At 59.7% G+C, this 24,012-nt stretch carries 27 protein-coding genes and 1 tRNA gene; 10 read left to right on the top strand and 18 right to left on the bottom strand.

The genetic code is table 11. The features are described 5' to 3' along the window. Nucleotides 1-18 precede the first annotated feature (18 nt). The 8 genes from J0X25_RS26910 (at nucleotide 19) to J0X25_RS26875 (ending at nucleotide 6,850) form a co-directional block, all read left to right on the top strand. Nucleotides 19-540 (top strand): PGF-CTERM sorting domain-containing protein, encoded by a 522-nt coding sequence (locus tag J0X25_RS26910; protein ID WP_207290613.1) that lies wholly within the window; start codon nucleotides 19-21, stop codon nucleotides 538-540. Beyond that, nucleotides 540-2,372: an Env/VP5 family phage fusion protein gene (locus J0X25_RS26905; RefSeq protein WP_226777000.1), complete on the top strand. Its 1,833-nt coding sequence runs from the start codon at nucleotides 540-542 to the stop codon at nucleotides 2,370-2,372. The genes J0X25_RS26910 and J0X25_RS26905 overlap by 1 nt, the downstream gene beginning before the upstream one ends. 2 nt (nucleotides 2,373-2,374) lie before the next feature. Beyond that, entirely contained in the window at nucleotides 2,375-2,965 is a 591-nt protein-coding gene (locus J0X25_RS26900; RefSeq protein WP_207290611.1) for a DUF8063 family protein, read from the top strand. After that, nucleotides 2,962-3,777, top strand: coding sequence for a hypothetical protein (locus J0X25_RS26895; RefSeq protein ID WP_207290610.1), 816 nt, complete (start codon nucleotides 2,962-2,964; stop codon nucleotides 3,775-3,777). The genes J0X25_RS26900 and J0X25_RS26895 overlap by 4 nt, the downstream gene beginning before the upstream one ends. Nucleotides 3,778-3,901: 124 nt before the next feature. After that, nucleotides 3,902-4,282, top strand: a complete 381-nt coding sequence (locus tag J0X25_RS26890) for a hypothetical protein (protein WP_207290609.1) — start codon at nucleotides 3,902-3,904, stop codon at nucleotides 4,280-4,282. Then, nucleotides 4,279-5,454, top strand: coding sequence for a hypothetical protein (locus J0X25_RS26885; RefSeq protein ID WP_207290608.1), 1,176 nt, complete (start codon nucleotides 4,279-4,281; stop codon nucleotides 5,452-5,454). Before J0X25_RS26890 ends, J0X25_RS26885 begins: the two co-directional genes overlap by 4 nt. A 235-nt stretch (nucleotides 5,455-5,689) precedes the next feature. Further along, entirely contained in the window at nucleotides 5,690-6,073 is a 384-nt protein-coding gene (locus J0X25_RS26880; protein WP_207290607.1) for a PD-(D/E)XK family putative nuclease, read from the top strand. Nucleotides 6,074-6,160: 87 nt separating this feature from the next. Beyond that, complete coding sequence (locus J0X25_RS26875; RefSeq protein WP_207290606.1) at nucleotides 6,161-6,850, top strand: hypothetical protein; 690 nt, start codon at nucleotides 6,161-6,163, stop codon at nucleotides 6,848-6,850. Nucleotides 6,851-7,475: 625 nt separating this feature from the next. Here J0X25_RS26875 and J0X25_RS26870 read toward each other — a convergent pair. From J0X25_RS26870 to J0X25_RS26825, 10 genes are all read right to left on the bottom strand, one after another. Next, on the bottom strand, nucleotides 7,476-7,730 hold the full coding sequence (locus J0X25_RS26870) for a DUF8156 family protein (RefSeq protein ID WP_207290605.1): 255 nt from the start codon (nucleotides 7,728-7,730) through the stop codon (nucleotides 7,476-7,478). 372 nt (nucleotides 7,731-8,102) lie between these two features. Continuing rightward, nucleotides 8,103-9,497 (bottom strand): hypothetical protein, encoded by a 1,395-nt coding sequence (locus J0X25_RS26865; protein WP_207290604.1) that lies wholly within the window; start codon nucleotides 9,495-9,497, stop codon nucleotides 8,103-8,105. Between the two features lie 5 nt (nucleotides 9,498-9,502). Next, nucleotides 9,503-10,798, bottom strand: coding sequence for a hypothetical protein (locus J0X25_RS26860; RefSeq protein WP_207290603.1), 1,296 nt, complete (start codon nucleotides 10,796-10,798; stop codon nucleotides 9,503-9,505). Between the two features lie 301 nt (nucleotides 10,799-11,099). Continuing rightward, entirely contained in the window at nucleotides 11,100-12,719 is a 1,620-nt protein-coding gene (locus J0X25_RS26855; protein ID WP_207290602.1) for a DUF7845 domain-containing protein, read from the bottom strand. Further along, nucleotides 12,716-13,243, bottom strand: a complete 528-nt coding sequence (locus J0X25_RS26850; RefSeq protein WP_207290601.1) for a DUF488 family protein, N3 subclade — start codon at nucleotides 13,241-13,243, stop codon at nucleotides 12,716-12,718. Before J0X25_RS26850 ends, J0X25_RS26855 begins: the two co-directional genes overlap by 4 nt. Then, entirely contained in the window at nucleotides 13,240-13,692 is a 453-nt protein-coding gene (locus J0X25_RS26845; RefSeq protein WP_207290600.1) for a PD-(D/E)XK family putative nuclease, read from the bottom strand. Before J0X25_RS26845 ends, J0X25_RS26850 begins: the two co-directional genes overlap by 4 nt. Then, the gene (locus tag J0X25_RS26840) at nucleotides 13,689-14,021 is read right to left on the bottom strand and encodes a hypothetical protein (RefSeq protein ID WP_226776999.1); all 333 of its coding nucleotides are present in this window, start codon (nucleotides 14,019-14,021) and stop codon (nucleotides 13,689-13,691) included. Before J0X25_RS26840 ends, J0X25_RS26845 begins: the two co-directional genes overlap by 4 nt. After that, complete coding sequence (locus J0X25_RS26835; RefSeq protein ID WP_207290599.1) at nucleotides 14,014-14,601, bottom strand: J domain-containing protein; 588 nt, start codon at nucleotides 14,599-14,601, stop codon at nucleotides 14,014-14,016. Before J0X25_RS26835 ends, J0X25_RS26840 begins: the two co-directional genes overlap by 8 nt. Further along, nucleotides 14,594-14,836 (bottom strand): DUF7563 family protein, encoded by a 243-nt coding sequence (locus J0X25_RS26830; protein WP_225896747.1) that lies wholly within the window; start codon nucleotides 14,834-14,836, stop codon nucleotides 14,594-14,596. Before J0X25_RS26830 ends, J0X25_RS26835 begins: the two co-directional genes overlap by 8 nt. A 79-nt stretch (nucleotides 14,837-14,915) precedes the next feature. Beyond that, a tRNA-Pro gene (locus tag J0X25_RS26825) sits at nucleotides 14,916-14,988 on the bottom strand. A gap of 84 nt (nucleotides 14,989-15,072) precedes the next feature. Between J0X25_RS26825 and J0X25_RS26820 the strand changes: the two genes are divergently transcribed. Continuing rightward, complete coding sequence (locus J0X25_RS26820) at nucleotides 15,073-15,327, top strand: hypothetical protein (RefSeq protein ID WP_207290598.1); 255 nt, start codon at nucleotides 15,073-15,075, stop codon at nucleotides 15,325-15,327. A 41-nt stretch (nucleotides 15,328-15,368) separates the two neighbouring features. Here the strand turns inward: J0X25_RS26820 and J0X25_RS26815 are convergent, their stop codons facing one another. The 8 genes from J0X25_RS26815 to J0X25_RS26780 form a co-directional block, all read right to left on the bottom strand. Continuing rightward, nucleotides 15,369-16,064: a DUF7504 family protein gene (locus tag J0X25_RS26815; RefSeq protein WP_207290597.1), complete on the bottom strand. Its 696-nt coding sequence runs from the start codon at nucleotides 16,062-16,064 to the stop codon at nucleotides 15,369-15,371. A gap of 155 nt (nucleotides 16,065-16,219) precedes the next feature. Further along, complete coding sequence (locus tag J0X25_RS26810) at nucleotides 16,220-18,289, bottom strand: DEAD/DEAH box helicase (RefSeq protein ID WP_207290596.1); 2,070 nt, start codon at nucleotides 18,287-18,289, stop codon at nucleotides 16,220-16,222. A 152-nt stretch (nucleotides 18,290-18,441) separates the two neighbouring features. Beyond that, nucleotides 18,442-19,539 carry an ABC transporter substrate-binding protein gene (locus J0X25_RS26805; protein WP_207290595.1) on the bottom strand — a complete coding sequence of 366 codons (1,098 nt, stop codon included), beginning with the start codon at nucleotides 19,537-19,539 and terminating at the stop codon, nucleotides 18,442-18,444. Nucleotides 19,540-19,727: 188 nt separating this feature from the next. Next, nucleotides 19,728-20,576 (bottom strand): ABC transporter ATP-binding protein, encoded by an 849-nt coding sequence (locus tag J0X25_RS26800; RefSeq protein ID WP_207290594.1) that lies wholly within the window; start codon nucleotides 20,574-20,576, stop codon nucleotides 19,728-19,730. Beyond that, nucleotides 20,576-21,685 (bottom strand): FecCD family ABC transporter permease, encoded by a 1,110-nt coding sequence (locus J0X25_RS26795; protein WP_207290593.1) that lies wholly within the window; start codon nucleotides 21,683-21,685, stop codon nucleotides 20,576-20,578. Before J0X25_RS26795 ends, J0X25_RS26800 begins: the two co-directional genes overlap by 1 nt. Nucleotides 21,686-21,877: 192 nt before the next feature. Further along, the gene (locus tag J0X25_RS26790) at nucleotides 21,878-22,243 is read right to left on the bottom strand and encodes a cupin domain-containing protein (protein WP_207290592.1); all 366 of its coding nucleotides are present in this window, start codon (nucleotides 22,241-22,243) and stop codon (nucleotides 21,878-21,880) included. A 353-nt stretch (nucleotides 22,244-22,596) separates the two neighbouring features. Next, a complete protein-coding gene (locus J0X25_RS26785; RefSeq protein ID WP_007259363.1) occupies nucleotides 22,597-22,791 on the bottom strand; it encodes a cold-shock protein in 195 nt (64 codons plus the stop codon). A 112-nt stretch (nucleotides 22,792-22,903) separates the two neighbouring features. After that, nucleotides 22,904-23,122, bottom strand: coding sequence for a hypothetical protein (locus J0X25_RS26780; protein WP_207290591.1), 219 nt, complete (start codon nucleotides 23,120-23,122; stop codon nucleotides 22,904-22,906). Between the two features lie 209 nt (nucleotides 23,123-23,331). Between J0X25_RS26780 and J0X25_RS26775 the strand changes: the two genes are divergently transcribed. Further along, complete coding sequence (locus tag J0X25_RS26775; RefSeq protein WP_207290590.1) at nucleotides 23,332-23,796, top strand: Lrp/AsnC family transcriptional regulator; 465 nt, start codon at nucleotides 23,332-23,334, stop codon at nucleotides 23,794-23,796. Nucleotides 23,797-24,012 lie beyond the last annotated feature (216 nt).

Raw genomic sequence — 24,012 nt, 5'->3', positions numbered from 1 at the left:
CCCGGGGAGGACTCAACAATGACAATTTCTGATTTCACCAAGGCGGTACTCGGACTGGCACTGCTCACGACCCTGCTCGTCGGCTTCGCTGCGATCGGGACGGCTGCAACGACCGAACAGTACAACGATACGGTCACCTTCGAGAACGACTCGAACGTGACTGTCGACGTCACCTGGAACGACTCGATCTCGGACGTCGAGAACGCGAGCGCGTCCGTGACCTTCTACAACGCGAGCGAGTGGAACGACGACCCGGCCAACGCGACGGTCGTACTCGAGGACTCGATCGCGGCGGAGGAAGGAAACACGACATCCACCGAGTACACCGACGCGGACGGCCTCGAGGACGGGACGGACTACCGGCTGGTCATCGAAGCCGACGACACGGAGGCCGAAGACATCTCGGTTGACGACGGAAGCGGGTGGTACGGCCTCATCCCCGGCGGGTCAGACGGCTCGCCCGGCTTCGGTGCGGGTATCGCGGTCGTCGCGATCGCGTTGATCGCGGTTGTCGCGGTGGTGGCTCGGAGGGGATCGTGATGTCGGCAGTGGACGACGGCGGCCCACAGCCCACGACTGACGGATCTGCGACGAGTCGGCGTGGCTTCCTCGAGCGGCTCGGCGTCACAGCCGGAACGCTCGTCACGCTCGGCGCCGGTGGGTCGAAGGTCGCGCCTCGGTTCTCTCCGGTCGGCCGCGCACAGGCGATTCACCCGGCGGTTGCAGTCGGAGCGGCCTACGTCACGTACAGGGCCACAAAGTGGGTCGTAGACGAGATTACCGCAGATGAAGCGTCGAGCGCGCCGGAAGGCTATACGGCGTCTGCGCTTCACGATGAGGTCTACAACACGATGCAGTCCCGTGAGTCGTACAACGCCTCGACCTTCGTCGATAACCGGAACCTCATGGACCAGATGGACCATGCGGCCTACGGTGACGGGAAGATCGCCGGGATCGAGGCACTAAATGACCAACTGACTTCCTCTGAAGTCCAGAACGCAGCTACTGACGCGGGCGCTGAGTACGTCTCCACGATCATGAAGAACTTCCTGAAGTCGTGGAATGAGGCTGCGAGGGAAGTCAATTCGCGTGTTCTCTCCGTCGCTGAACACGCTGATCTGGCGATGGACGACGTGTTCGGTCACCTGTCCGCCAACTACGCAGACAACAGCGACCCACCTGAAACGTGGTTCCAACTGATCACGGAACCGTACGAACTACCGAACGGCGAGTCATTCGACATCAAGTCGATCCGACTGGACGACATGAACGCGAACGGGAGTTCGTACCGCGAAATCTCGAGGTACGATCCCACGGAGACGTACGAAAATGGCGATAACCCGAACCATGTGAGAGTGTATAACCCCGATGGGAGTGGCGACTACTTCACGCTGCTCGGTAAGGGCCGTTGGCAGGGTATCTTCACCGACATGGAAACGATCTGGATGAACGTCTCGGACGGCCTCGTGACGTGGACGGACAAGGTGTACAACGAGGTACAGTCGGGCGAGATCGAAACCAGTGAACTGCTCACGCCACGAGAACTCGCGGAGATGACGGCCGACGAGGAGAACGTTAATCAGGCACTTGCGGACCTGATGGCGCTCAACATCCCCGTCGACCTCGAGCGCGAGGCGACGATCACGCTTGAGCAGGACAACGGGACGATCACGCTGAAAGGCGTGCTCGCGCCGACCTCGCCGCCCGATGGCGGCCTACCTGCTGGCCAGTCCTACGACCCGTCAACAATGGACTCCGACATCTACTTCAACTACGATATCACGCAGGGGTCCGGCGAGTGGCTCGCCTACGAGGAAGGTGTTGACGGCGGCGTCGTAACGTTCACGTCTGAGCCGCATGCAGAAACCAACTTCACGATCACGACGACTGCGGGCGAGCAGGTCACGGTGGCCGGTTCGGAGTTTACGGTCGACGACTCGGGAAGTTCGTCCGTCTGGACGGTCGATCTCTCCGACAAACTCGACAATGCGATCACGTCGATCGAATCGGTAGAGATGGCGGCCAACGCCTCCGAACCGCAGTTCGAACTCGTCCAGTTGACGGATCCGTTCACGATCGAGACGTACACCGACTCTGACGGGAACGAGTACGACAATGCGTCGTTCAGCCAGTCTGAGCCACAGAACGACACGAATTATATCACCCAAGAGGAGTGGCAGGACTTGGTCGCCCGACAAGAGACATTGATCGAGAAGTACGAAGAATCAAAGGAAGAAGACGATAGTTGGACTTGGCCGAACCCCTTCGGCGGGAGCAGCGGTGGCGGTCTCCTCGGTATGGGGATTATCGCTGTCGTGATCCTCGGTGTCGTTGGGGCCGTGACCGACCTGCTCCCCGGAACGGGTAACTAACCATGCGCCGGATTTTTGTTTTCGCTACGGTAGTAGTCGTGGCGCTGGCGATGGGCATGGGCGGCCCGATCGGGACGGTCACCGCGCAGGACACACAGGAGAACGCGACGAACGTGACCAACGCGACTGACGACGAGCTCGAGGAGAGTGAGCCAGCGGTCACCCCCGAGGACGACTACCTTCGAGAGATCGACAACACGACGCGGGTCACGGACTGGGAGTACCGGCCCGGCATGTTCACGATCACCTTCGAGGCCGACGAGCCGACCACAGTCTCGATGACCGAGGCCGGCGACTTCGAGGAAGGGATGGGGACGTTCAACTACAAGGAGGCGGAGCTATCCGAGGGAACGAACCACATCACGATGCCGGTCACCGATCGGATGGGCGCCGGCGTCGCGATCGCGACCCGTGCCTCGCTTGAGCAGGGCGGCGGCGCGTACGTCTCGATCGGCCAGCGCGAGCAAAACCCGTTTCGTCACTTCGGCGGTGAGAGCGGGCTGTTCTCTGGCGTCGGGATGACGGTCGGATGCGCCGCGCTCGGCGCGTGGTATGTCGTCCGTTCGGAGGAGACGGGAGTGATCAAGGCATGAGCGGCGACACGAGCGGCACGTTCGGTAGCTGGTCTGACCGAGTGACGTATATCCTCGGGGAGTGGCAGTTGGTCGTGCTCGGCGTGATGGTCGCGCTCGGCGCCGCGCTGATCTGGATTCGGCCGTCACTGCCGGGCATCCCGCCCATCGTCTTCGGCTGGTTCGCCGCGCTGCTCCTGCTAGGCCCGCCGCTGCTCGGACTGTTCGTCACGGGCGCGCGAAAGCTCCGACAACGCCACATGGTGCCCGTTCACCACATCAACGGGGTAAGCGACGTTCGAGAGAAATACTACGTCGAGCCGGGCGTCTGGAGCGAGAAGACCGTCGAAGGCCCAAGCCCATACTCGGTGAACGACGGCGAAGCGTTCGAGGTGCGCGAGTTCGACTGGCACCCTGATCAGGGCGAGAACGGGACGCTCATCGTTCGAGGCTGTTACTTCAGCCAGATGGCCGACTCGAAACTCGTCACGACGAAAGCCATGCTCGAGGACATCCACAACGATCTTGTCGAAGCGTTCCTCGAGTACAACCGGCTCCGCGGCAGGATCTCGAAGATGGGTCTCCAGATCCAGAAGGACGTCATCAACGAGGAGGCCGAGGCCGACGAGCGCGGGTTGATGAACCCGCGAACGACGGTGAAGGAACGCTTCGATTCGGCGAAGACAGACGCCGAGGAGAGCGATATAGACGAAATCAAGGACATCACCGAGTACGTCGAAGACTACGCGGGAGAGCACGACATCGAGACGACTAGCGGCCCGCCCGCGACGACCGAGCAGGCCGCTTCAACTGACGGAGGGACCGAGCGATGAGAGATCCTAAATGTACGCTCTGCGCGGAACGTGAGCGAAAGGACGGGTCGGCGTACTGTGAGCAGTGCGGAGGGATCAAGCGACAGAACAGGGAGTTCTCCCAGTTAGTACGGAGGCTGTTTCGATGATCCGACTCACTGACCGAGAGAAGGCGATCGCCGCGTGCTCGCTCGCGGGCGGTCTCGTCGTGGGCTTATGGGCAGGCCTCTGGATGTTCCCCGCCGAGGCGCTGGCCGTCCCGATGGACGTCACCGAGCGGTACGGCGAGACGGTCGAGAGCCCGGCGTTCTACCCGGTCCCGAGCACCTACTTCGCCGTCACGATCGGCGCGCCGCTCGCCGCGATCTGGTTTAGCTACGTGCGGACTCGAGGCGATCGCGACGACGACCTCGAGGCCGACCAGGAGGAACGCGACGGGCCGGCGCCAGCAACCGACGGCGGCCAGCTGCTCGAGGCAACTGACGAGGACGTTCGAGAAGCGATCAATAGAGGGACTGACCGATGAGCGACGAGCAAGACAACTACACAGTCGGCGGTTTTCGGGAGTATCAGGACGGGAAGCTTGCTCGCGACCCCGACGAGGTACTCCGGCACTCGGGGTTCGTTCGAGACGAGGAGGTCGATCGACAGCTGGCAATGCGGGCGATCCACCACGACCCCGAACGGTGGGACTCGAAGCCCGCAGCGACCTACATGGACGTCGGGAAGAACCGCGACATCCTCCGTGCCGAGGGGAGCGAGACGGCCCGCAACGCCCTCGAGAACGGCGACACGCTGACGCTGAAGCACTACATCGGCGACCCGTCGCAGGAGGCCGACCTATCCGGCATCAAGGCGATCACGCGCCTCCAAGAGATCGTCGCCGGGCCGGCGCCGGTGATCGTCATCCTCGGTGAAATGGGAGCTGGCAAAACGAACCTCGCGTGCCTGCTGCTCCAGTTACGCGATCGGTGGGTCGACGGCGATCTCCTCGTCGGGTCGAATATCCGCACGCTCCCGCGAAACGACAACTGGGTGCGCGACAACGGTGACATCGAAGACGGCTGGATTCCCCACTACCCGCTCCTCGAGGAGTGGGTTGAGCAGGACGGCGATCCGGTCGAGAACGCGCAACAACCGAAAGCGTTCGTCGGTGATGAGTTCTCGACGAACGCCTCGGGGACCGGCGAAGACGGCCAGAAGGTGCGGAAACTGATGGGGCCGCTGGTGTTCAAAATCCGCAAGTACAACGGCTGTCTCATCTATATCGGCCACGACGAGAGTTCGATCCATCCGATGCTCTGGCGTGTCGGCACGATCATCAAGAAGCCCGATCGCAACGACAAGGGGAAGGCGATCAAGGCGGAGCGCATCTCCGGCGGAAAGCTTCGCGATGTCGATCCGCGGCCGTTCACCGGCATCCCGCCGGCAGACTACGAACCGCACACCCACGACGAGGCCGACTGGTCTTGGTCGGCGCCCTCGAGCGAGGACGACGGCCCGGCGATCGGCCAAGACGAGATAAAGCGAGTCGCTGCATGGACGATGGAAACGTGCCGAGAGCAGGGAATGTCCGCACGCGAAACCGCCGAATTCGTCCCGTATAGCCACGCTACCGTCTCAAACTGGTGGAAGGACATCGATGAAGGCGGCGAGAAGCGCAAGTGGGTTAACACCGTCGAGCAGGTGATCGCATGATGGCAACGGGGTGTAAAGCTGTAAACCGAAACCGACCCCCCTTTAGAGAAGCCCACAGCCCACCGCGCTCGCTCCCTGTCGGGAGCGAAGCGAACGCGATGGGCAAGCGGGTTCTGAGAGCAGCGGAGGAGTATATATATCGGCGCGCGGGGCGCGTACGATTGGTGATTAAACTGACATTTTTTAGTAGTCGATTTCGAAATAATCGCGGCGCGCGTGAAAGGGGTCGATCGGCGTGAATCGCTCGAAGCGAGCGAATCATTTCGGAACGGCCTGTGAGAAACGGATGGCGAAAAAACGGCGATTCGGACTCGAGCGGGCCAGCTGGCACGACGCCAAGTTTCAGAACGGAACGCCGGTCGAGATTAAGAGCACGATGCTCGAGCATAGCGACGGCCAGCCAGGGAACTTCAAGGTCTACCGTGAGTACCACGAGAAACTACGACGAGCAGACGGTTGGTACTGTTTCGTCGTCTACCGGCCCCATGGACGCTCTGGCTGCACGATTGTCAAGGACAAGATGTGCAAAGCGTCGAATCTCCCGCTGCTGCGCTGGCATGGTGGCGGCAATCATCGCGGAACCGAACAGTCAAAAATCAGCATCAATAGCATATTTTGATCCTCTTTCTTCGTGTTTTATCCCTACAGAGACTAGATGTATAGGGGATAATAACCAATAGCTTCCAGCCAGAATTCAGTATATCACATGGGATTAAGAAGCATAGGAGATTCAGATAGAGAAAGTACTCTCCAGAGGCCAACATTAAAAATAACATATGTATTTGTTGTTGTAATAATATTAGTGGAATTGGTATGGCCTGATCGAATCAGGGTATCTTGGCCATTAGTTGCTCTAATTGGGATTCTAGTTGTGATTCCTTACCTCCCACTTGTGAAACGAATATCATATGGGGATTTGGAAGCCGAATTAGAGAGTACACTTAGGAATGTAGAAGAGAGTGTTAATGAACAAAACTTTTCGACAGAAAACTCTGATATAAGGAGAAGAAGTAGGAATATGAGGGAATATTTGTATGGAAAAGCGGATAATGATTTGGAATTTGCTTTATCTAGACTGCGTAGTGAGTTAACAAGGGTTGTTAAAACACTAGCTGATGAACGTGATTTTGATAGAGCGGATCATCCTTCCTCGTTTGAAGATTCATTGGAGTTTCTGCGTGATCATGAAGACAACATCGTGGATCAGGGCTTATACTTAGATATATTGGATGTTTATCATATAACCACTGAAACTGCATTTGGTCATGACATAAGCAAAGAAAATGCACAGCGGATTATCCGGGTCGGAATTCGCGTATTAGAGCACCTGTACGATGCCTCAAATAAGTCAATTAACCCAGACCCAGATATGCCTCCGTTTTACGAAGAGGAATAAATCGATAGGGACTCTTGATAGCATTGATATTGCTTATCACTTCAGTTGCTCCTCAAAATCAGTCACTCAAGTTGGCGGATCGCCTCGGAAACTGAGAGTCCATGTTGATATGCTATCTCAGCTGCAAGACTTAGTGCCTCATCTTCCCTCAGAGTTCCTTTATGCTCTTCAGCGAGCAAAGCAAGGGCGTATACGATTAACAGGTCTTCTTGTGAGTGTCGCATGACGCTCCCGTCTGGCCTTGTCTTTACTGATAAACTCTCGTAAACGAATCTGCCAAGCACTGTTATCGAGGTTTCACTATGCCAAACCAGTGGAATTAGGCACTGTAGCGTCCTATATCAGAGGGGCTCGATAGTGCCTTTTTAACAAATCGGCGCTGAGTCACTGCTGTTTGAGTGGTTCTCGCTCAGAAGACGTCGGTGGTGAACCGACGTCGAAGCTCCTCATCCGATAGTGGTGTGTCAATCGGATCGGCCGATCGGAGATCAATCGTTGGCTATCGACGTTGGAACGATTTCGATCGGGAGCGGGGCGTTTTCGAATGTCTCAGTTCGAACGGAACCCGTTGGCAGCGACGTTCCTCTCCCCGCCGAGTAGACCATTCGAGTACCGGCGATTAAGGCTACTGGCCGTCAGATTCCAGCCGTTCTTCAAGTTCGGCGATTCGACACTCCTGTGCGAGTAAGATCGAAACAAGGTGAGTCATCATCGGATCGCGATGGTTCTGGATTCCGCCAGCATCGGCGAAGTTCCGCGCCTGGTCGAACAGTCGGTCGAAGTGACCCTGGTACTCGAGGCGGAGCGCTCTGCGATACGGCGCCCAGTCGTTTTCGAACTTGCTCAGGGTGTCTCGGTAGGTAGGATTCGTCTTGCCCATGCTCTATGGAGGGAGAGGCTACCAAATAAGCGTCTGAGGGCGGTTTCCGGAATTCCGATACTGATTCGAGATGCCTATAGTTTGGTTTGCATGCTCGTACACACAACCCCCGAATCCTCTTTTTTCGCCTTACTCGAGCGGCCCATATGCCCATGGTCAGAGGTATTCCTACACCCAATCTGAATGGCCAGCGGGTTCGTCGAGGCGATCGTCGCTTGATAGGCACATCAGGTTTCGCGGCTCGTGTGCATATTCGGGAAACCAGATCTATCGACCTGCTACCGGAGGGGGAGATGGGACAACTTATATTGCCTCTTTTCATGGCGATAATTTATCTGAGAAAGTCAATTCGGAGTTTTAGGAATTGAGCAATTAGCCAGCGATCCTTTCACAGAACGATTCATAACCAACGGAGTGGTCGAAGCCTTCTCTCAGAGTTCTTTCCCTATTGATCTCTTTTTTACCAGCCTTAGTCATCTTATCTAGAATCATCGACTCGAATGCTTCATTATCTACTCCATGCTGTCTTGAAAATTGACTCAAGCCATCAAGCAGATCCCGGTAGAAGCTAGAGTTCTTATAGATTCGAAAATTAGATGACGGTTCTAGTCTATACAACTCTCTTAGTTGTTCAACCGCTTGCCCCATCATTTGATCATTTATACAGATCACATCCAAATTTCTCTCTTCTATATTTCTTGATACCATTTCCCCGATATCTTTCCTTGTTCTATCTTGATTGAATCTGGTTGCAATGAATATACACCCGACCAAATTGTAGTCTGTTTCAGGCTCGATATCCGATACAAATCGTTCTATGTATCTTTTGTTCTTGTCTATTTCTGAGAATATCTTGAAGTCCCTTGAATAGCACTTTGATTCTACTAAATATGTCTGTTTGCTGTTCCGTTTGTTCACATGCAGATATCCATCTGGTTCAGGTTTTCCTTGTTTCCCCCCTTCCAACTGGATCGCATGGGGAAACATCGTGTGAAGGAACTCCATCCCAAGATGTTCAAATAGATCATAATACTCCATTTTAAATGTTTCACGAGACCGTCGGTTAGCTATCTCTGGACTTGTATCTCGTTGCATAGTAAACCAAGGTCTATCTGAAAGATTCCGAAAATCGGTTGCAGATACCCCTGAATCAAAGATAACTCCCCCATCTCCGATCAATTGGTCATCATTTCCCTCTTCGCTCTCCAAGTAGTCAGATAAAATTTCAATAGTCTCTCCTGGCTTTACTATGAGTTCCCGAACCTTTGACCAGCTCAGGAATATGTCTGAGTAGCCGGGGAATGGAACCATGCCAACTTCAGAGTGAAAGTAGGGTGAAATATGAATGAAATTCTTATTACTTGTATCTGTAGGATGGAGATCTGCTGCAGGGATATCCTCGATGCGGTCATCCCGATATACAATCTCAAACTCGCCTATCTCATCGCCAATGCGATTCTTAATAAAAGAAGGATAGATGTCATGGTAATATTGTACTGTATGTGGAGTGAACTCGGCTTTGTTACCTACAGGATAGCCACAATCGCAGACATCCCTAGAGTAGTCAAAGGAATACGTTCTTTCACAATTTGGGCAATCAAATAACTCGTCCTTTTTTATTATTTCCTCATCTACACCTTCCTCATATATCTCTGTCAGGTTGGTAGGCAGTTCATCTTGTATCTCAACACCGCCTCTCGCTGTTTCTCTAACTATCCGCCTTAATGCCTCGTAATAATCCTCATCTTCCAGCCATTTATTGTCCATGGCGATCACTCCAGTTGATCCATAACGTGATCAAATACCTTTGCCCGTGTACTGGGTTGACAGCTTTCTTTGTCAATTTGTATAGTGTCATTTTTAGCATGTATTGAAATGGTAAACGGTGTTAGTTCGTTGTAACCCTCCTTGTCAGTGAGTTCTTGTATTACCTGTTCAATATTATCATCGTCGTCGAAATCGTGCTCTTCGAATATATACTCGGGTTCAATAAACTCACACTTATCTGCAGGGTCTTCGATCAGTATCTGCACATTTGCTCTTCGAAGTTTTGTGTCCCGTTTTATGTCATCCCGGCTGGGTCCTTTCTTCACATCACGTTTATTGACTGACGAGTAGCTGATCGTAGCGTTCTTTGCTTCAAATGATTCTAATGTGCTAAACACGCCAATATTCTGAATGACGTTCCAGATGTCTTCTGAAGTGATATCTTCATCTGTGAGGGTTGCAAATCGTCCTTGAGAGCCACCATCTGTCCGCAACTCCCCATCAAAAGAGAATATTGATTCGATATGACTCATGTCTGTTTCTTCATGAGCTTTCGTGTCTCGCGTACTAGTGTACTCAATCAATCCACGGTCAATATGGATCCTTATTTGAGATTTTGCTCTTGATTGGAACGAAAGTGTTTCACCCTGTTCGGGGTGGTACACGTTCTTTTCTTTCCCAAATGACCAGAGTTCAACGTACAGATGTCGGGGGTCCTCGAACCGAACTATCCGAGGTCGTGGATTGTTTTCCAAACCGCCAACAAGTGGTAGAGGTATCTCGCGAGCTGCCTTTCTATAATCTCTTGGATAATCATGCTCTTGAATCAGTTCTCTAAACATAGACTGGGCCTCTTCTTTATCAGAGGCCTCTTTACTGACCGTTTTTAGAATTGGATCCATCTCTATAACAGAGAATATGGACATACTACCATTAGAGAATTTAAAATACGAATCATAGTAAGTCGCTTCGGACAGTGAGATATCGTCTCTTACTTTGTGGGCTTCTTTATAATCGGTTGACTCAAAATGCGGGATTTTGTATTTACGCTTCTCTAAGATTTCTTCCTTCTGACCTTTTTTTAATACATCTGCAATTAACTGGGATTCCTCAGACTCAAGAGAGGCGAACCATTCATTGAACGCTTCACGGGAGCTCGGACTTCCTATTTCTGAAATTGCCTGTTGGACTGTTCGATTGCGGGCATCCTCTTCCCCATTGAGTATTGCTTGAAACTTTCTCCGTACGACATACAAATCAACTACATCAGTGATTTCCTCGGGTGATGTGTCAGAGTTCATGAGATACACTATGAGTGAAGAGGTAAATATCTATCCTCTGTTTCATGTGCTTCAACTGGAGATCCGTGTGCGGAGGCGGAGAGGGGGTTTTGTAATTTTTTGGCGCTGTCCCCTTGGGGACACCCGCCAAGGGGGCTTTTGCGCGAAGCGCGAAACGACCCCGCTGGCATTGCGGTGCGATCGCGGTGCCGACCCAGCCTCGAGGCGCAGACTACAACCAGATTTGTCTAAGAACTCGTGTTATTCAATCAAACTTGTAGAAAACAGCGATACCAAGAGTGTTGCCACTACTCAGGCCGGTTCAGCGATCGGCGACGGCGCCGACGAATCCGGTCTCTGTTCCGCCGCCGGGAGTCTTCCAGGTGAGCTCGGCGCCCCGGAGGATCGTCGGATCGTTCCCCGACTTCGACCACTTCTCGAGGGCCTCGCTGGCGATCGTCGCAACGTTCTCGAAGCTATCCGACTTCAGCCGCGAAAGGATCGTGTCGATTCGCATCCGCCGCGGTTCGCCCTGGCCGTCGAACTCGAGGTCGGCGCCGTTCTGTGCGAGCCACTTCTGGAACGGCGAGGACTTGGCGACGTGATCAGCCAGCCCCATGAGGTGCTGCATCCGGTCGGCGTAGCTCTCGATCGCGTACTCGGCGGACTCGACGAGCGCCCGCAACTCCTCGCGGTACTTCCGGGCGCGAAACGAGATGTCGCCCTGGTCGAGTTCGAGGACATCACCGAGATCTTCGATCGCCCGGTAGATCGTCGCGGGGTGCTTGCCCAGCTGGTCGGCGAGGCCGTCGACCGTCGCACCGCCGTCGGTCGCGACTCGCTCGGTGACGTCGCGAGCGGTCTCGCCCATGTCTCGCAGCGTCGTGATCAACAGGTGATCCGACTTCGCCTCGAGGCGGGGCGTCGGATCCTCGTAGAGTTCGACCGGCTTCTCTCGGGCAACAGCGTCGAAATGGTCGTCGGCGACGTACACACCGTTCCCGTCGGGACCGAGCGGGATGTCTTCCCAATGGAGCGCGTTCAACAGCGTCTCCTCGATCTGCTTGGTGACCGCGTGGCGATCGGCCCATGCCCATGCCTCACCGTCGTTCATCGACTTGTTCACCAGCACCTCCACCTTCGGGTGGTACGACGGGTGGTCTTTCGAAACCGCGTCCGGGTCCTTCAGCTGGTAGATCTCGAACTTCCGTCCGTAGGTATGGCCCGGCAGCAACTTCGCGGCCGATGCGGGGTTCAGAAACAGCCGGTTCTGGTGGTTGACTACCTCCTCGTTGTCGATATGGAGTTCCGCCTTAACTCCCTCGAGGTCTGAGAGGTAGTGAGCGATCTTCTGGAGCACACCGGCCGACGAGAGTTTTTCCGCCCACTCGCGTCGAATCCGCACGTATCGCTCGTACGCCCACATGCGGCTCGCTGAGTGGGGTTCGGTACGGAAGTACTCCGGATGAACGCGCTCGTTCGCCTCGTCGAATATCGCCGCGTAGAACTCCGGCAGGAGTTCGAGGCCGCGCTCGGGTTCGATGTTACTCGTGTGATACTCGACGTCGACCCCGTCGACGTCACCCACCTGATTCTCCCAGGGGAGCTGGAGGCGATCGCCAGTCTCCCAGTGGCGCATGTTCGGGAACCGCGGCGAGATATTGAACGATGCCTTTCGCTCACCGCGCCCACGACCCACGATGTCCCACTCGTAGAGCCGTTCGGCGTTGATTCCGTCCGAAAGTCGCGGCGCGAACCCGGATTTGCTGTAACTGACCTTCAGGTGCCACGGCTCGCCGTCGATCTCGACGTCCAACTCGAGGTACCCCTCGACAGGCGGCCCGAGCATCACCGACGAGAGTGCGTCGTACGGTCCACGGCCCCAGTCGGGCCACTTCCAGCGGCCCTCGATCTCGTGGGGCGTCGTCTCGACCTGACTCATCGCGCTCTCTCGCCCTCAGCGAAGTCCTCGAGCGTCGGTCCCGTCTCGGCGGCTTCGTCGCTGTCGTCACCGTCACCAACGGGAATCGTCGTCGGGTCCGGGTGGTGGACGATCTCGGTCTCGTCGAGCTGGGCGATGATCGCGTTCGCGAGCAGTCGTCGGTGACACCAGCGGGCGTCCTTCTCCCAACAGACGAGCCAGATGTCCCGCTCGCGAACGCGGTCGATCAGCTCCTCGAGGACAGTCTGCGGTCCCTTCGCCTCGAGGTGGGCGAGGTAGCGACGTTCGAAGTCGACGGAGTTCCACGCGATCGCGGCGGGGTTGAACTCGCCGTTGTCCTCGGCGGCTTCTTCGACGGTCTTGTAGGCGTTTAGCAGGTCCTCGGGCGGCGCGACGGCCGGGATGTTTCGGTCGGTGATGCGCGCGACGAAGTCCTGCGGGTACCGGACAACACCGAAGACGGACGCCTCCTCGGCGGGGTCATAACTCGAGAGGCCGCCGAAGTACGTCGTGTGGACCGTCATTGCGGCCTCCGCAGATCGTCGAAGGTGGCCGTCCACGCGATCTGGCGGAACTGCTCGGCACTGCGACCGCCGTTCCCGCAGTCCCACCAGTTCCCGCTGATAATCCGGTCGACAGTCTCCGCGCTCGTCAGCGCCATCCGAAGGACGTCGTCGCTCTCGCGCTCGAGTACGACGAGAACGTACCAGCCGCCCATCTCGAGGAGGCGTTCGTGGTTCTCGCGACGGATCCACCAACGACCTGCGCGGCCGTCGTAGGTTTCGTAACAGGACTTCGCTTCGACGATGTCGCCGGTCGTCGCGATCGTGCCGGCGCGGTCACCGGTGACGTCCGCGACGAACTCGAGGTCGTACCACTCGGCGCAGTCGTCGGCTACGCGCTCGAGGGGCCAACGGTTGCAGGCGGCAGTTTCGACGTCGTGGCCGCGTTCCCGGTTCTCGGCGACCGTCATCGGTCACCCCGCTCGCGTTCAGTAGCCGACTGTAGTGATCGCTCGATCTTGACGACGAGAGTTTCGCTTCCCTGATCTCCAGTAATCCCGGCGGCCGTTACTCGAAACGATTTTTCCTCATTTGGGGACACCCACCTCTCGGGAGCGATTTCCCAAAGTGGAATCTCGATCCGTTCAGTATCGCTCGAGGCGTTACCACCGTCGGCTCGAATCTCTCGGTCCTCGAGGGCGCGGCGAACGTCGGCGTCGGTCGCTTGATGAGCCGGATGGGCTATGGGCGACCGGTTCTCGACGTCGTACAGTTCGCTCGCCGGAACGAACTCACGCATCGAGCATCGCCCCCTCAGCCTCGACGACTCGCTGGAACTGCTCGCGATCGCCGCCCCGATCCGGATGATGTTCCTTCTTCTTCGCTCGAGCAGCAGCCTTCACGACGTCGGCGGCGGCGTCAGGCGCAACCTCGAGGATCTCGTGGGGCGGTTCTGAGGCGGCAACGGCGTCCTCGTCGCCGCTTGGAAGCGCCTGAGTCGAGAATTCCGACTCGACGGTCTGGACGCCGTAGCGCTCGAGTGCCCGCTTGGCGTTCAGATACTTCGCGATCGCCTGGGCGTTGTCCCGCAGGTTGTTCCACCGATCGCACGGAACCGCGAACTGCTGGCCGTCCCCCTCGAAGTAAATCACAACACCTGGATCGTCTGGATCACGGTCGGCGTACGGCCGATGCGGCGCTGCCTGCGTGTGCGGTGCAGCCGTCTTCACCTGCACGTTGCGGGCGTCCATCTTCCGCAGTTCCTCGAGGATGTTGTCGAAGGCAGTGCTGCGAGAAACGCGGAAGCCGTGCGGGTAGGATTCGCGATCGTCGGCCGGCGTCCGCTCGAAGCCCTCGGGCCACTCGAGGCGCTCAGACATCGGTCTCACCTCCGTGGCGGCCGGGCGACGTCTCCGGGTCGGGAATCGAAACGTCGATCCCCGCAGCGGACCCGCGGGTCAGCCGCCGGTAGGTGTCGCACTCGGAACAGCGATGCGCTCGGTCGCGGTTATCGCCGTATACCCGGCAGAACCGCTCCGAAACGTGTTCTCCACAGTGTTCGCACGTCGGCGAGTTGTCGACCGACGGCCACGGGGCGACCGTCACGCCGACCACCCCTCGAAGGCAGTCGCTGTTCGGTGTGAGAAACCGGAGAGTGAAGCGGCAATACCGGCCGCTTCACTTTTATACAGTATGGGATCGCCCGGATTTGAACCGGGGTCACGGGCACCCAAGGCCCGAAGTATACCAAGCTAACCCACGATCCCGTACACCCTCCTAAAAGTCCCACGTCATAAAGCGTTTCGTTACGGCCGAACGGTTTTATCAATCGACGTGATACCGCCGCTCGTATGACCGGTCTCGAGATCCTCGTCCTGATCGCAGTCCTCGTGGGCGTTCTGATCGCGGCAGTGCTCGTCCGCGCGCTCGCTCCCTTCATCGTCAACGCGGTCGTCGGCCTGCTGGTGTTGTTCCTTGGCCACACCGTCTTCGGCCTCGCGATCGCCGTCACTCCCGTCGTGCTCGTGATCGTCGCCCTCGGGGGGGTGCTCGGCGCGATCGCCGTCATCGCGTTCGCCCTACTGGGCGTCGCGTTCGTCCCCTGACCGAGGGCCACCCCATCCCAAAACCACCCGCAATCCCCGCCCTACTTCCCCAGAATCCGCGCGATGTCCTCGTCGGTTGCCTCGGTCGACGGCGCCGGGGCGAAGTCGAACTCGCCGTCGGAACCGTCGTTCCACGCCGCGAGTAACTCGGCGACCTCGTCGTCGGTCGCCTCCGGCAGCGATTCCTCGCTGCCATCCTCGGCGACGACCGCGTCGAAGATCTCGCCGAACGTCGAGACCACTCGATCGTCGTGTCGCGTCGGATCGAAGTGGAAGTGCGCGTACGCGTCGACGCTCGAGAGCCGATTGGTCAACACGTGCGCGAACTGGAACACCTTCTTCGGCGACGTGTGCCGAAGCAGGGCATCGAGCGAATCGAAACAGACCGTGAGTTGCTCGTCCGACCAGTGTTTGCAGAACCGGCTGACGGCGACGCCGATCTCGGAGAGATCCGTCGGGTCCCGGACCGAATCGACGACGACCGGTTCGTCGAAGTCGGCGGCCGACTCGGACGTGTCCGCGACCAGCACGTCGCCGATCGTCAGGAGGCCGACCCGTCCCTCGACGTCGCCGGGATCCGGCCGCTCGAGCTGGGTGTCCGCGAACGTGACCACGAGATCCGCCGTCGCGCCGGTGTCGTGACTGAGCGCGTCGCAGGCGTCGGACTCGCACTCGTTCGCGTGGACGAGCAACACGTTCGCCGGCGGCTCGATCGCGGCTGGAGTCGTTGTGTTCATTGATCTCTCCGGGCTGGTCCCCGGCGCTGCTACTGACATGGACGGTGCCGCTCTTTACCGTTCCGGCCGCTGATACGTTCCTGAAAAGGATTCCGGCCGGATTCGCGTGGGACCGCGACGCGTACCCGGTCAGTGTACAACAGTTCGAGACGCCGTCAGAGCTCTTCGTCCCGCAACTCGAGGTCGGCCACGAGTTCGTAGGGGTGGGCGTCCTTCCGGATGCCGTCGAGCAGGGTGAACGCCTCGCCGGGGTTCAGGAAGTGGCGGGTCACCACCCGTCCGAGCGGCGTCGGCTCGAGGCCGTCGATGAACTCGTACTGCAGGAGTTTGCCGATCGCGTGTTTCGTGGGCACCTCGCCGAGCATGCGGTCGTTGAGCGCCTTCGCGGCCGTGCCGCCGACGGTGACGTTCGCCAGCGTCTCCTCGACGGCGGCGTCCTCGTCGTAGTGGGTCATCACCGACTCCATGTCGCCCTTGAGCAGTTTGAAGGCGACCTCGTCCTCGGTCATCTCCATCGAGTTGTGGTAGCTGCAGTCGGGTTCGACCAGCACGTACACGGTCCCCTCGTCGTGGTAGTCGGGCCGACCCGCGCGGCCGAGCATCTGGTGGAACTCCTGGACGGAGAGCCACTCGATCCCCATCGCCAGCGAGTCGAAGATGACCTGCGAGGCGGGGAAGTCGACCCCCGCGGCCAGCGCGGCGGTCGTCACCACGGCGGAGAGCTCCTGCTCGCCGAACTGGCGTTCGACAGACTTCCGGCGCTTGTAGTCCAGTCCGGCGTGGTAGGGCGCGGCCGAGTACTCGAGTTTCCGGCTGATCTCGTGACAGCGTCGTCGGGAATTGGTGAAGATGATCGTCTGCCCCCGATACCCCTTGGAGGACTCGGTGTCGAACGCCCGCTTGACCAGTTTGTTCTCGATGCGGACCTTCTCCTGGCCGTCGGCGAAGGTGACGTGGCGTTCGATGGGGACCGGGCGCTCCTCGAACTCGATGAGCGTCGCCTCGAGCGCCTCCGTCAGCTGTTCGGGGTTGCCGACGGTGGCCGAGAGGTAGACCCACTGCGCGCCGTCGTAGTCGTCGCGGCGCTTCGCGCGTTGCTCGCAGGTGTACTTCAGCCGGGAAATGAGGCCGTCGAGGCGGTGGCCCCGCTCCTCCTCCTTGAGGGTGTGGACCTCGTCGATGACGACGGTCCCGATGTCGCCCATCTCCTTGCCGGTCCGCAGGGCGTGGTCGATTCCCTCGTAGGTGCCGACGATGACGTCGGCGTTCGGATCGAACTGGTTGCCGTTGTCCGAAATGCGGCTCGCACCGACGCGAATCGAGACGTCGACGAGGTGCCCGTACTCGTCCTGAAAGTCCTCGTACTTCTGGTTGGCCAGCGCCACGAGTGGGACGAGAAAGAGCATCTTCCCCTTTCCGTTGAGCACGCGGTTGATGCCGGCCATCTCACCCACGAGGGTCTTCCCGGTCGCCGTCGCCGAGACCACCAGCTGGTCGTCCCCCTCGAACAACCCGTTCTCGACCGCGAGGCTCTGGACCGGCAAGAGGGTCTCGAACCGGTCCTCGAGCAGGCCCTGTAGCCCCGGATGCAGGTTCAGCGAGTCCACCCGGACGGGGTCGACCTCGTCGGTGGTCGCCGAGATGGTATCGAACTTCGTGAGGTCCGGATCCAACTGGCCCTGCAGGAGGTTGACGATCCGCTCTAGGTCCTGGACCTCCATCATGAGGTCCTCGAGTCGCTCCTTCGCGGCGCCCGTCACCTGGCCGCTCCCGCCGGAGTAGGAGAGTTGCCGCTCGAGTTCCTGTCGCGCGCAATCCCGGCAGATCCAGTCGTCGTCGTCCTTGACCGCCGTCTCCGTGGTGATCGGCGAGTACCGACCCGCGGAGGCGCAGTACCGGCAGGTCCTGACGGCCTTCGCTTTGTCCTCGAGCTGGTAGCCTTCGAGCATCTCGATGAGTTCCTGGCGCTTCTCGGGCGAGGTCTGCTCGGAGATGCGGATCCGCCCGGCGCGGCGGGCGAGTTCGACGAACTCGTCGGGCTGGCGGGGCTCCTCGCTCGAGCCGTCCTTGAGCCGGAACTTCGCGGGGCGGGGACCCGCGGAGGTCTCCGAGAGCCCGAGCTTCGCCCGGAACAGCCGCTGTCCGTCACGCTCGACGACAACGAGGTAGTCATCGCCTGCCTCGTGACAGAATATCGTTTCGACCTCCTGGACCTGCTTCGACACGAGCGGCCATAGGGTGGGGCGGTATTTCAGCGGTTCGGACTGTGCCGCTCGAGTCGCGTCGTGGCGTCGAACCCGAGCGTGGACGCGGACCGAATCGACCTCGAATGCGAACGCGGGCGAGATTCGACCTCGAGCACGGTCGCCGCGGTCGCTCAGAAATCGCCGTTGACGATGTCGCTGACCGCTTGCGGATCGAACAGCTCCTCCTCGACGCCGTAGAGCCGCTGGGCCAGTCGCTGGGTGACGACGAGGTTGATGATCGGCCCCTGGTAGAGCGGGCCGGCCCGGTAGACGTCGTCGTTCTGGACGGCCGTCAGTTGCTGCCCGGCATCGTGGTTCTTCATCGGTTCGACGACCTCCTGCTGGAACGTCTCGCGGGACTGGTATTCCTCGCTGCGTAACAGGATATGCTCCGGATCGACCTCGAGGAGCATCTCGTAGTCGACTTCGCCGCGACCGCTGTGGAAGTTCTCGACGTCGCTGTTCGCGAGCGCGTCATCGACCTCGAGATCGCGCAGGTGTTTGAAACTCGTCCCCTCGTCGACGAGGTAGGGGAGGAAGACGCCGTCCTCCTGGGGCCACAGGATGGCGACTTCGGGCCGGTCGTCCGACGGAAGGCTCTCCGCGAGGCTCGACCGGAACTCGTCGTGCAGCGACTCGAACGCATCGTAGCGATCCCCTTCCTGAAAGACCTCGGCGAGTTTCTCGAAGGCCTCGTACAGCGAGAGGTAGTCGTAGTCGTGCCAGTCGTACCCCTGCGAGAAGATACTGTTCCCGAAGAACGGCGTTCCCGCCGATCGGATCCGCTCGACGTCGTCGGCGCCTAACCCGGATCGGCCCTCGATGAAGTTCGGGTCCATGACGAAGACGTCGACCTCGTCGCTCAAATTCAGGAACTCCTCGACGCCCAACTCGCCGTCGCCCCAGAGCGAATCGATACCCGACGGATCGACGCTCACGTCGGGGATGTCGTCGTAATACTGCGTGTGGTACCGTCTCGTCAGATAGAGGGCCTCGGGCGGCTCCTGACCCAGCGCGATCCCCATGTCGGCCCAGCTCCCGTTGTTGGCGGCCCACGTCTCGGGGACCGAGTCGAACCCGACCTCGCCGACCGGCGGCATCGAAACCGTGTATTCGGGCTCGTCGGACGACCCCAGGGAGTCGATGCAGCCCGCCATCGCGCTGATCCCGGCGATCGCTCCACTCGTTCGGAGAACGTTTCGTCTCGTCCACGTCCGTTCGTTGCTCATCAACTTTTAGGTTGGCCTAAAACATCAAAAGTGTTCCGAACTGGAACGGTGTTTCCCGCCGAAATCTCGAGCGTATCCGTTCGTCGACCCGATTCACCGTTCGTCGCGGTGAATGGGGCACGGGCCCGACGTTCGACGCGTAGTCGGACCGGATCGAACGCGACCGCTGCGTGTCGTGCAGTCGTTCGTTACCGATCCGGTAGCGCTCGTCGCGGCAGCACCTGCAGTTCCGGCTCGTGCTGGACGGTGGCCTCGACGCCGAAGACGTCGGCCAGCAGCTGTTCGGTCACCACCTCTTCGGGCGGCCCCCAGTCGTACAGTTCGCCGTCGCACATCGCGATCAGGTAGTCCGCGAAGCGGGCCGCCTGCGCGATGTCGTGGAGGATGACGGCCACCGTTACGCCCTTCTCCTCGTTGAGCTGCCGAATGGTCTCGAGCACCCGGAACTGGTGGTGAACGTCGAGGAACGTCGTCGGCTCGTCGAGCAGGAGGACGTCCGTGTCCTGTGCTAACACCATGGCGATCCACGCCAGTTGTTTCTGGCCGCCGCTCAGTTGGCCGAGTTCGGCGTCCCGGATCTGCTCGATGCCCGCCAGCTCGATCGCGCGCTCGACGGCCGAGTGGTCGTCCTCGCTGACGCCCTCGAAGAAGCCCCGGTGCGGGTAGCGGCCGTGATAGACCAGGTTCTCGACGCTGATCGAGCCCAGCGAGTCGTTCTCCTGGGAGAGGACGCCCAGTTCGCGGGCCAGCTCCTTCTGGTCGAACGAATCGAGATCTTCCCCGTGGATCGTGACCGTCCCTTCTGCCGGCTCGAGGTGGTTCGAGAGGGCCTTCAACAGCGTGCTCTTCCCGCTGCCGTTGGGGCCGACGAGCGCGGTCACCGATTCCGCGGGGATGTCCAGTCGCGCACAGTCGACGATCGTTTCGTCGACCGACGGATAGCTCAACGCGAGGTCCTCGCCGACCAGCGCGCTCTCGACCGCGACGCCGTCGCCGTCGGTGATCCGTTCCTGCGTCGTGTGTCGTGGTTCTGCCATCAGAGTTCACCCATGGACTGCTGTTTGCGCATCAGGTAGAGGAAGTAGGGACCGCCGACCAGGCCGGTGACGACGCCGACCGGCATCTGCGTCCCGCCCAGCGCGAGCCGCGCGCCGACGTCGGCGGCGACCAGCAGCGCCGGCCCGGCGAAGAGACAGCCGACCATCAGCCGTCGGTAGTCGCCGCCGACCGTGTTCCGGACGATGTGGGGGACGACCAGCCCGAAGAAGCTGATGACGCCCGCGACGGCGATGGCGACGCTCGCCGCCAGAATCGCGACCGCGGACAGGAAGAAGCGAACGCGTTCGACGCGCATGCCGAGGGATTTGGCGGTGCTCTCGCCGAGCAACAGGACGTTCAACTGCCGGGCGCCGGCCAGCGCGATACCGATCGAGACGATCGCCGGCAGGATCGCGATCCGGACCTCCGACCAGCCCGTTCCCGTGAACGAGCCCGTGAGCCAGGCGATCGCCGTCTGGGCGACCCCCAGATCGTCCACGAAGAAGAACAGCCCCTGCTGGAGCGACTGGAAGACCATGTTGACGATCACGCCCGCGAGCACGAGCCGGATCGGACTGGTCCCGCCCTTCCAGGCGATCCCGTAGACGATCACGAAGGCGACCGTGCCGCCGAGCGCCGCGATCAACGGGAGGAACGGCGTGAGTCCGGTGAAGACCACCAGCGTCGCCAGCACCGCGAAGCCGGCGCCGGAACTGACCCCGAGCACGAACGGACTGGCCAGTTCGTTGCGCGTCACCGCCTGAAAGATCGCCCCGGAGATCGCCAGCGTCGCGCCGGCGATGATCGCGACGAACACCCGCGGGAGCCGGACCGTCCAGACGACGACGCTGTCCGTGGTCATCTCGGGGAGGTCGGTCCCGAAGAGAAACGACGACCAGGCCTCGAGGTTGAAGATCACCGCGGGGTTGAACACCGCCGAAACGAGCTCGGAGAGTGTCATCGAGTACGGGCCGAAGAACACCTGTACGAGTCCGGCGACGACGGTGACGACCGCCGCCGCGAGACAAAAGACTACGAGCTTCCCGGTGACCCACCCGTCGCGGTCCCGAGCCGCGGCGTGCTCGCCGACCGACTGCGCACCTGCCATCGAGGTTTAGGTAGTCCTAAAAGACGTTTAGGCGTTGTGGTTTCGGACCACCGCGCACAGCGTTGTTTGCTGTCAGTATCGGCCTCGACGAAAACGGTGGCGTCGTTCCGGACGCCCGTATCAGCCGCGAAGCCGCGTTCACTCGAGGTGACTAACTCACCCGGAGATTCGGGCCTCCTCGAGGGGACCGACTCACTCGAGCAATTCAATCGCGTCGTCGCCGTTCGGGACGGCGCAGATGAACGCCCCTTGCTCGTCGCCCTCGTTTCGGTACCAGTGGACCGTCCCGGCCGGAATCAGCAGCGAGTCGCCGGCTTCGACCGCGTACTCTTCGTCTCCGATTCCCACCGTATACTCGCCCTCGAGGACGTACTGCTCGTGTTCGACCTCGTTGGTGTGTTCGGGCACCTCGGCGCCCGGTTCGAGGACGAACCGGCGGATCGCGAAGGTCGGCGCGCCGTGGTCCTCGCCGACGAGGACGCCCTTCTCGAGGCCGTCGGCCGCGTCGACGGTCTCGTACTCGATCTCGTCGCGACGGCGGATGAGCGGATCGGTCATGGTCTCGAGTCGGTGTCGGATCCACAAAACGGTCCGGGTCCAGAAGCCGGCGTGCGGCGGCGCGCGCTGGCGGCCGACCGAGCGTCAGTGAGGGCGGCCGCCGATCATGCGCGAGGGATGAGCGAGAGACTGAAAGGAACGAGCGAATCGGCTGGGGAGGACGTGGCGATTCCCCGTTGCCACGGTAGCAGGACACTCGGCTTCTCTGATCCCCTTCGGCTACACCGTACGGGACGCCCAGCTAGTGACCAAGCGTCGCCTCGATCGACACTCCAACCGACTATTGGCTATACCGACCGCTCGGGGGTGTCTAAAATACTGCAATCAAGTGCCGATACCGCTGCGAATCCGTCTTACAGGCGCTCGACGTTCGTCGCGCGCGGGCCCTTGGGGGCCTGCTCGATGTCGAACTCGAGCTCCTGTCCTTCTTCGAGGTCCGGGCCGCCGATGTCTTCCATGTGGAAGAAGACGTCCTCGTCCGCGTCCTCAGTTTCGATGAATCCGTAGCCGCCAGTGTCGTTGAAGAAATCAACGGTTCCTTTCGCCATTGCTTCTAAAGAGAACGGCCCGATACTGATAAACCCTGCGGCTCGTTTCGAACGGCAATATGTGGCGGTAGCGGTCCGCTCGCACCACATATCGCCGAGTACCGTCGCTCGATCACGGTTCCTCCCAGTCCTCGAGGCGATGGACCGTCACCGAGACGAAGTACACCAGCATGAACAGGGCGAAGCCGACGACGAGGCCGCCGAGTTCGGTCGCGCCGATGCCGCCGGGGTTGACGACCGCCAGCACGGCCAGCCCGCCCAGAAACACGACGGTCACGAAGAGACCGATGGCGTAGTAAAATCCCGTATCGGACTCGAGAAACGCGCGCATGTGGGACGGATGCGGGTGCGAATAGCAAAACGTTACCGACACGGACGTGGCGACACGAACGTGGGTGCGCCCGCGTCCGCAGTCGCGGGCAAGGTCGCGAGCGTGGGCGGGCTCGCGACCACGGGCGGAGTTCGACTCGAAGCCGATATCGGAATCGAGCGGATCTGTCGGCCGAAGTTCCTTATAGCCGTCGCGGAGAAAGGAACCGTATGACGGATTACGATCTCGACGCGGTCGATCGGGAGATCCTCTACGCGTTACAGGAGGAGGCCCGGAACCTCTCGTCCAGTGAGATCGCCGAGCGGACCGAAGCCTCCTCGAGTACGGTCCGGAAACGCATCCAGCGCCTGGAGTCGGAGGGCGTCATCAAGGGGTACAGCGCGAACATCGATTACACGAAATCGGGGTATCCGATCCGCATGCTCCTCTTCTGTACGGCGCCGATCCCGGACCGAGGAGAGTACATCGACGACATCCTCGAGATTTCCGGCGTCGTCTCGGTGCAGGAACTGGTCACGGGCGAGCAGAACCTGCTCGTGACGGTCGTCGGCGAAACGGATCACGATATCACGCCGATCGCACAGGAGATCGCTGATATGGGGCTGACGATCACCGACGAGGTACTGGTTCGCAGCCACCGGTCGACGTCCTTCGACGAGTTCTCGTTCCGGTGACGCGGCGGGATCGACGATCCGTCTCCCGACGAACTCCCGTTCTGCCGTTCCGTCGGCGTCCCTCGCCGTACGTTCCTGCGGGTGGTACTGACCGCTCGAGCAACCGAATTCGCCCTCGCTAGCGGCTCGTTCGCGTATTACTGGGTCGGCGGGCTCTCGTCTACGCCTCTCATCTCGGCAGTCGAGACGGCCTGTGAGAGGGGTTGCAGAACGAAT

Source organism: Haloterrigena alkaliphila, assembly GCF_017352155.2.
GTDB classification, from domain to species: domain Archaea; phylum Halobacteriota; class Halobacteria; order Halobacteriales; family Natrialbaceae; genus Haloterrigena; species Haloterrigena alkaliphila.
Note: the sequence above shows the minus strand (reverse complement) of the source record. Positions and strands in the feature narration are given on the sequence as shown.

Excerpts from the sequence above, each read along its gene's own strand:
- J0X25_RS26910 (WP_207290613.1), top strand. The coding sequence starts at position 19 with ATGACAATTTCTGATTTCACCAAGGCGGTACTCGGACTGGCACTGCTC.
- J0X25_RS26905 (WP_226777000.1), top strand. The coding sequence starts at position 540 with ATGTCGGCAGTGGACGACGGCGGCCCACAGCCCACGACTGACGGATCT.
- J0X25_RS26900 (WP_207290611.1), top strand. The coding sequence starts at position 2,375 with ATGCGCCGGATTTTTGTTTTCGCTACGGTAGTAGTCGTGGCGCTGGCG.
- J0X25_RS26895 (WP_207290610.1), top strand. The coding sequence starts at position 2,962 with ATGAGCGGCGACACGAGCGGCACGTTCGGTAGCTGGTCTGACCGAGTG.
- J0X25_RS26890 (WP_207290609.1), top strand. The coding sequence starts at position 3,902 with ATGATCCGACTCACTGACCGAGAGAAGGCGATCGCCGCGTGCTCGCTC.
- J0X25_RS26885 (WP_207290608.1), top strand. The coding sequence starts at position 4,279 with ATGAGCGACGAGCAAGACAACTACACAGTCGGCGGTTTTCGGGAGTAT.
- J0X25_RS26875 (WP_207290606.1), top strand. The coding sequence starts at position 6,161 with ATGGGATTAAGAAGCATAGGAGATTCAGATAGAGAAAGTACTCTCCAG.
- J0X25_RS26870 (WP_207290605.1), bottom strand. The coding sequence starts at position 7,730 with ATGGGCAAGACGAATCCTACCTACCGAGACACCCTGAGCAAGTTCGAA.
- J0X25_RS26865 (WP_207290604.1), bottom strand. The coding sequence starts at position 9,497 with ATGGACAATAAATGGCTGGAAGATGAGGATTATTACGAGGCATTAAGG.
- J0X25_RS26860 (WP_207290603.1), bottom strand. The coding sequence starts at position 10,798 with ATGAACTCTGACACATCACCCGAGGAAATCACTGATGTAGTTGATTTG.
- J0X25_RS26855 (WP_207290602.1), bottom strand. The coding sequence starts at position 12,719 with ATGAGTCAGGTCGAGACGACGCCCCACGAGATCGAGGGCCGCTGGAAG.
- J0X25_RS26850 (WP_207290601.1), bottom strand. The coding sequence starts at position 13,243 with ATGACGGTCCACACGACGTACTTCGGCGGCCTCTCGAGTTATGACCCC.
- J0X25_RS26845 (WP_207290600.1), bottom strand. The coding sequence starts at position 13,692 with ATGACGGTCGCCGAGAACCGGGAACGCGGCCACGACGTCGAAACTGCC.
- J0X25_RS26840 (WP_226776999.1), bottom strand. The coding sequence starts at position 14,021 with ATGCGTGAGTTCGTTCCGGCGAGCGAACTGTACGACGTCGAGAACCGG.
- J0X25_RS26835 (WP_207290599.1), bottom strand. The coding sequence starts at position 14,601 with ATGTCTGAGCGCCTCGAGTGGCCCGAGGGCTTCGAGCGGACGCCGGCC.
- J0X25_RS26820 (WP_207290598.1), top strand. The coding sequence starts at position 15,073 with ATGACCGGTCTCGAGATCCTCGTCCTGATCGCAGTCCTCGTGGGCGTT.
- J0X25_RS26815 (WP_207290597.1), bottom strand. The coding sequence starts at position 16,064 with ATGAACACAACGACTCCAGCCGCGATCGAGCCGCCGGCGAACGTGTTG.
- J0X25_RS26805 (WP_207290595.1), bottom strand. The coding sequence starts at position 19,539 with ATGAGCAACGAACGGACGTGGACGAGACGAAACGTTCTCCGAACGAGT.
- J0X25_RS26800 (WP_207290594.1), bottom strand. The coding sequence starts at position 20,576 with ATGGCAGAACCACGACACACGACGCAGGAACGGATCACCGACGGCGAC.
- J0X25_RS26795 (WP_207290593.1), bottom strand. The coding sequence starts at position 21,685 with ATGGCAGGTGCGCAGTCGGTCGGCGAGCACGCCGCGGCTCGGGACCGC.
- J0X25_RS26790 (WP_207290592.1), bottom strand. The coding sequence starts at position 22,243 with ATGACCGATCCGCTCATCCGCCGTCGCGACGAGATCGAGTACGAGACC.
- J0X25_RS26785 (WP_007259363.1), bottom strand. The coding sequence starts at position 22,791 with ATGGCGAAAGGAACCGTTGATTTCTTCAACGACACTGGCGGCTACGGA.
- J0X25_RS26780 (WP_207290591.1), bottom strand. The coding sequence starts at position 23,122 with ATGCGCGCGTTTCTCGAGTCCGATACGGGATTTTACTACGCCATCGGT.
- J0X25_RS26775 (WP_207290590.1), top strand. The coding sequence starts at position 23,332 with ATGACGGATTACGATCTCGACGCGGTCGATCGGGAGATCCTCTACGCG.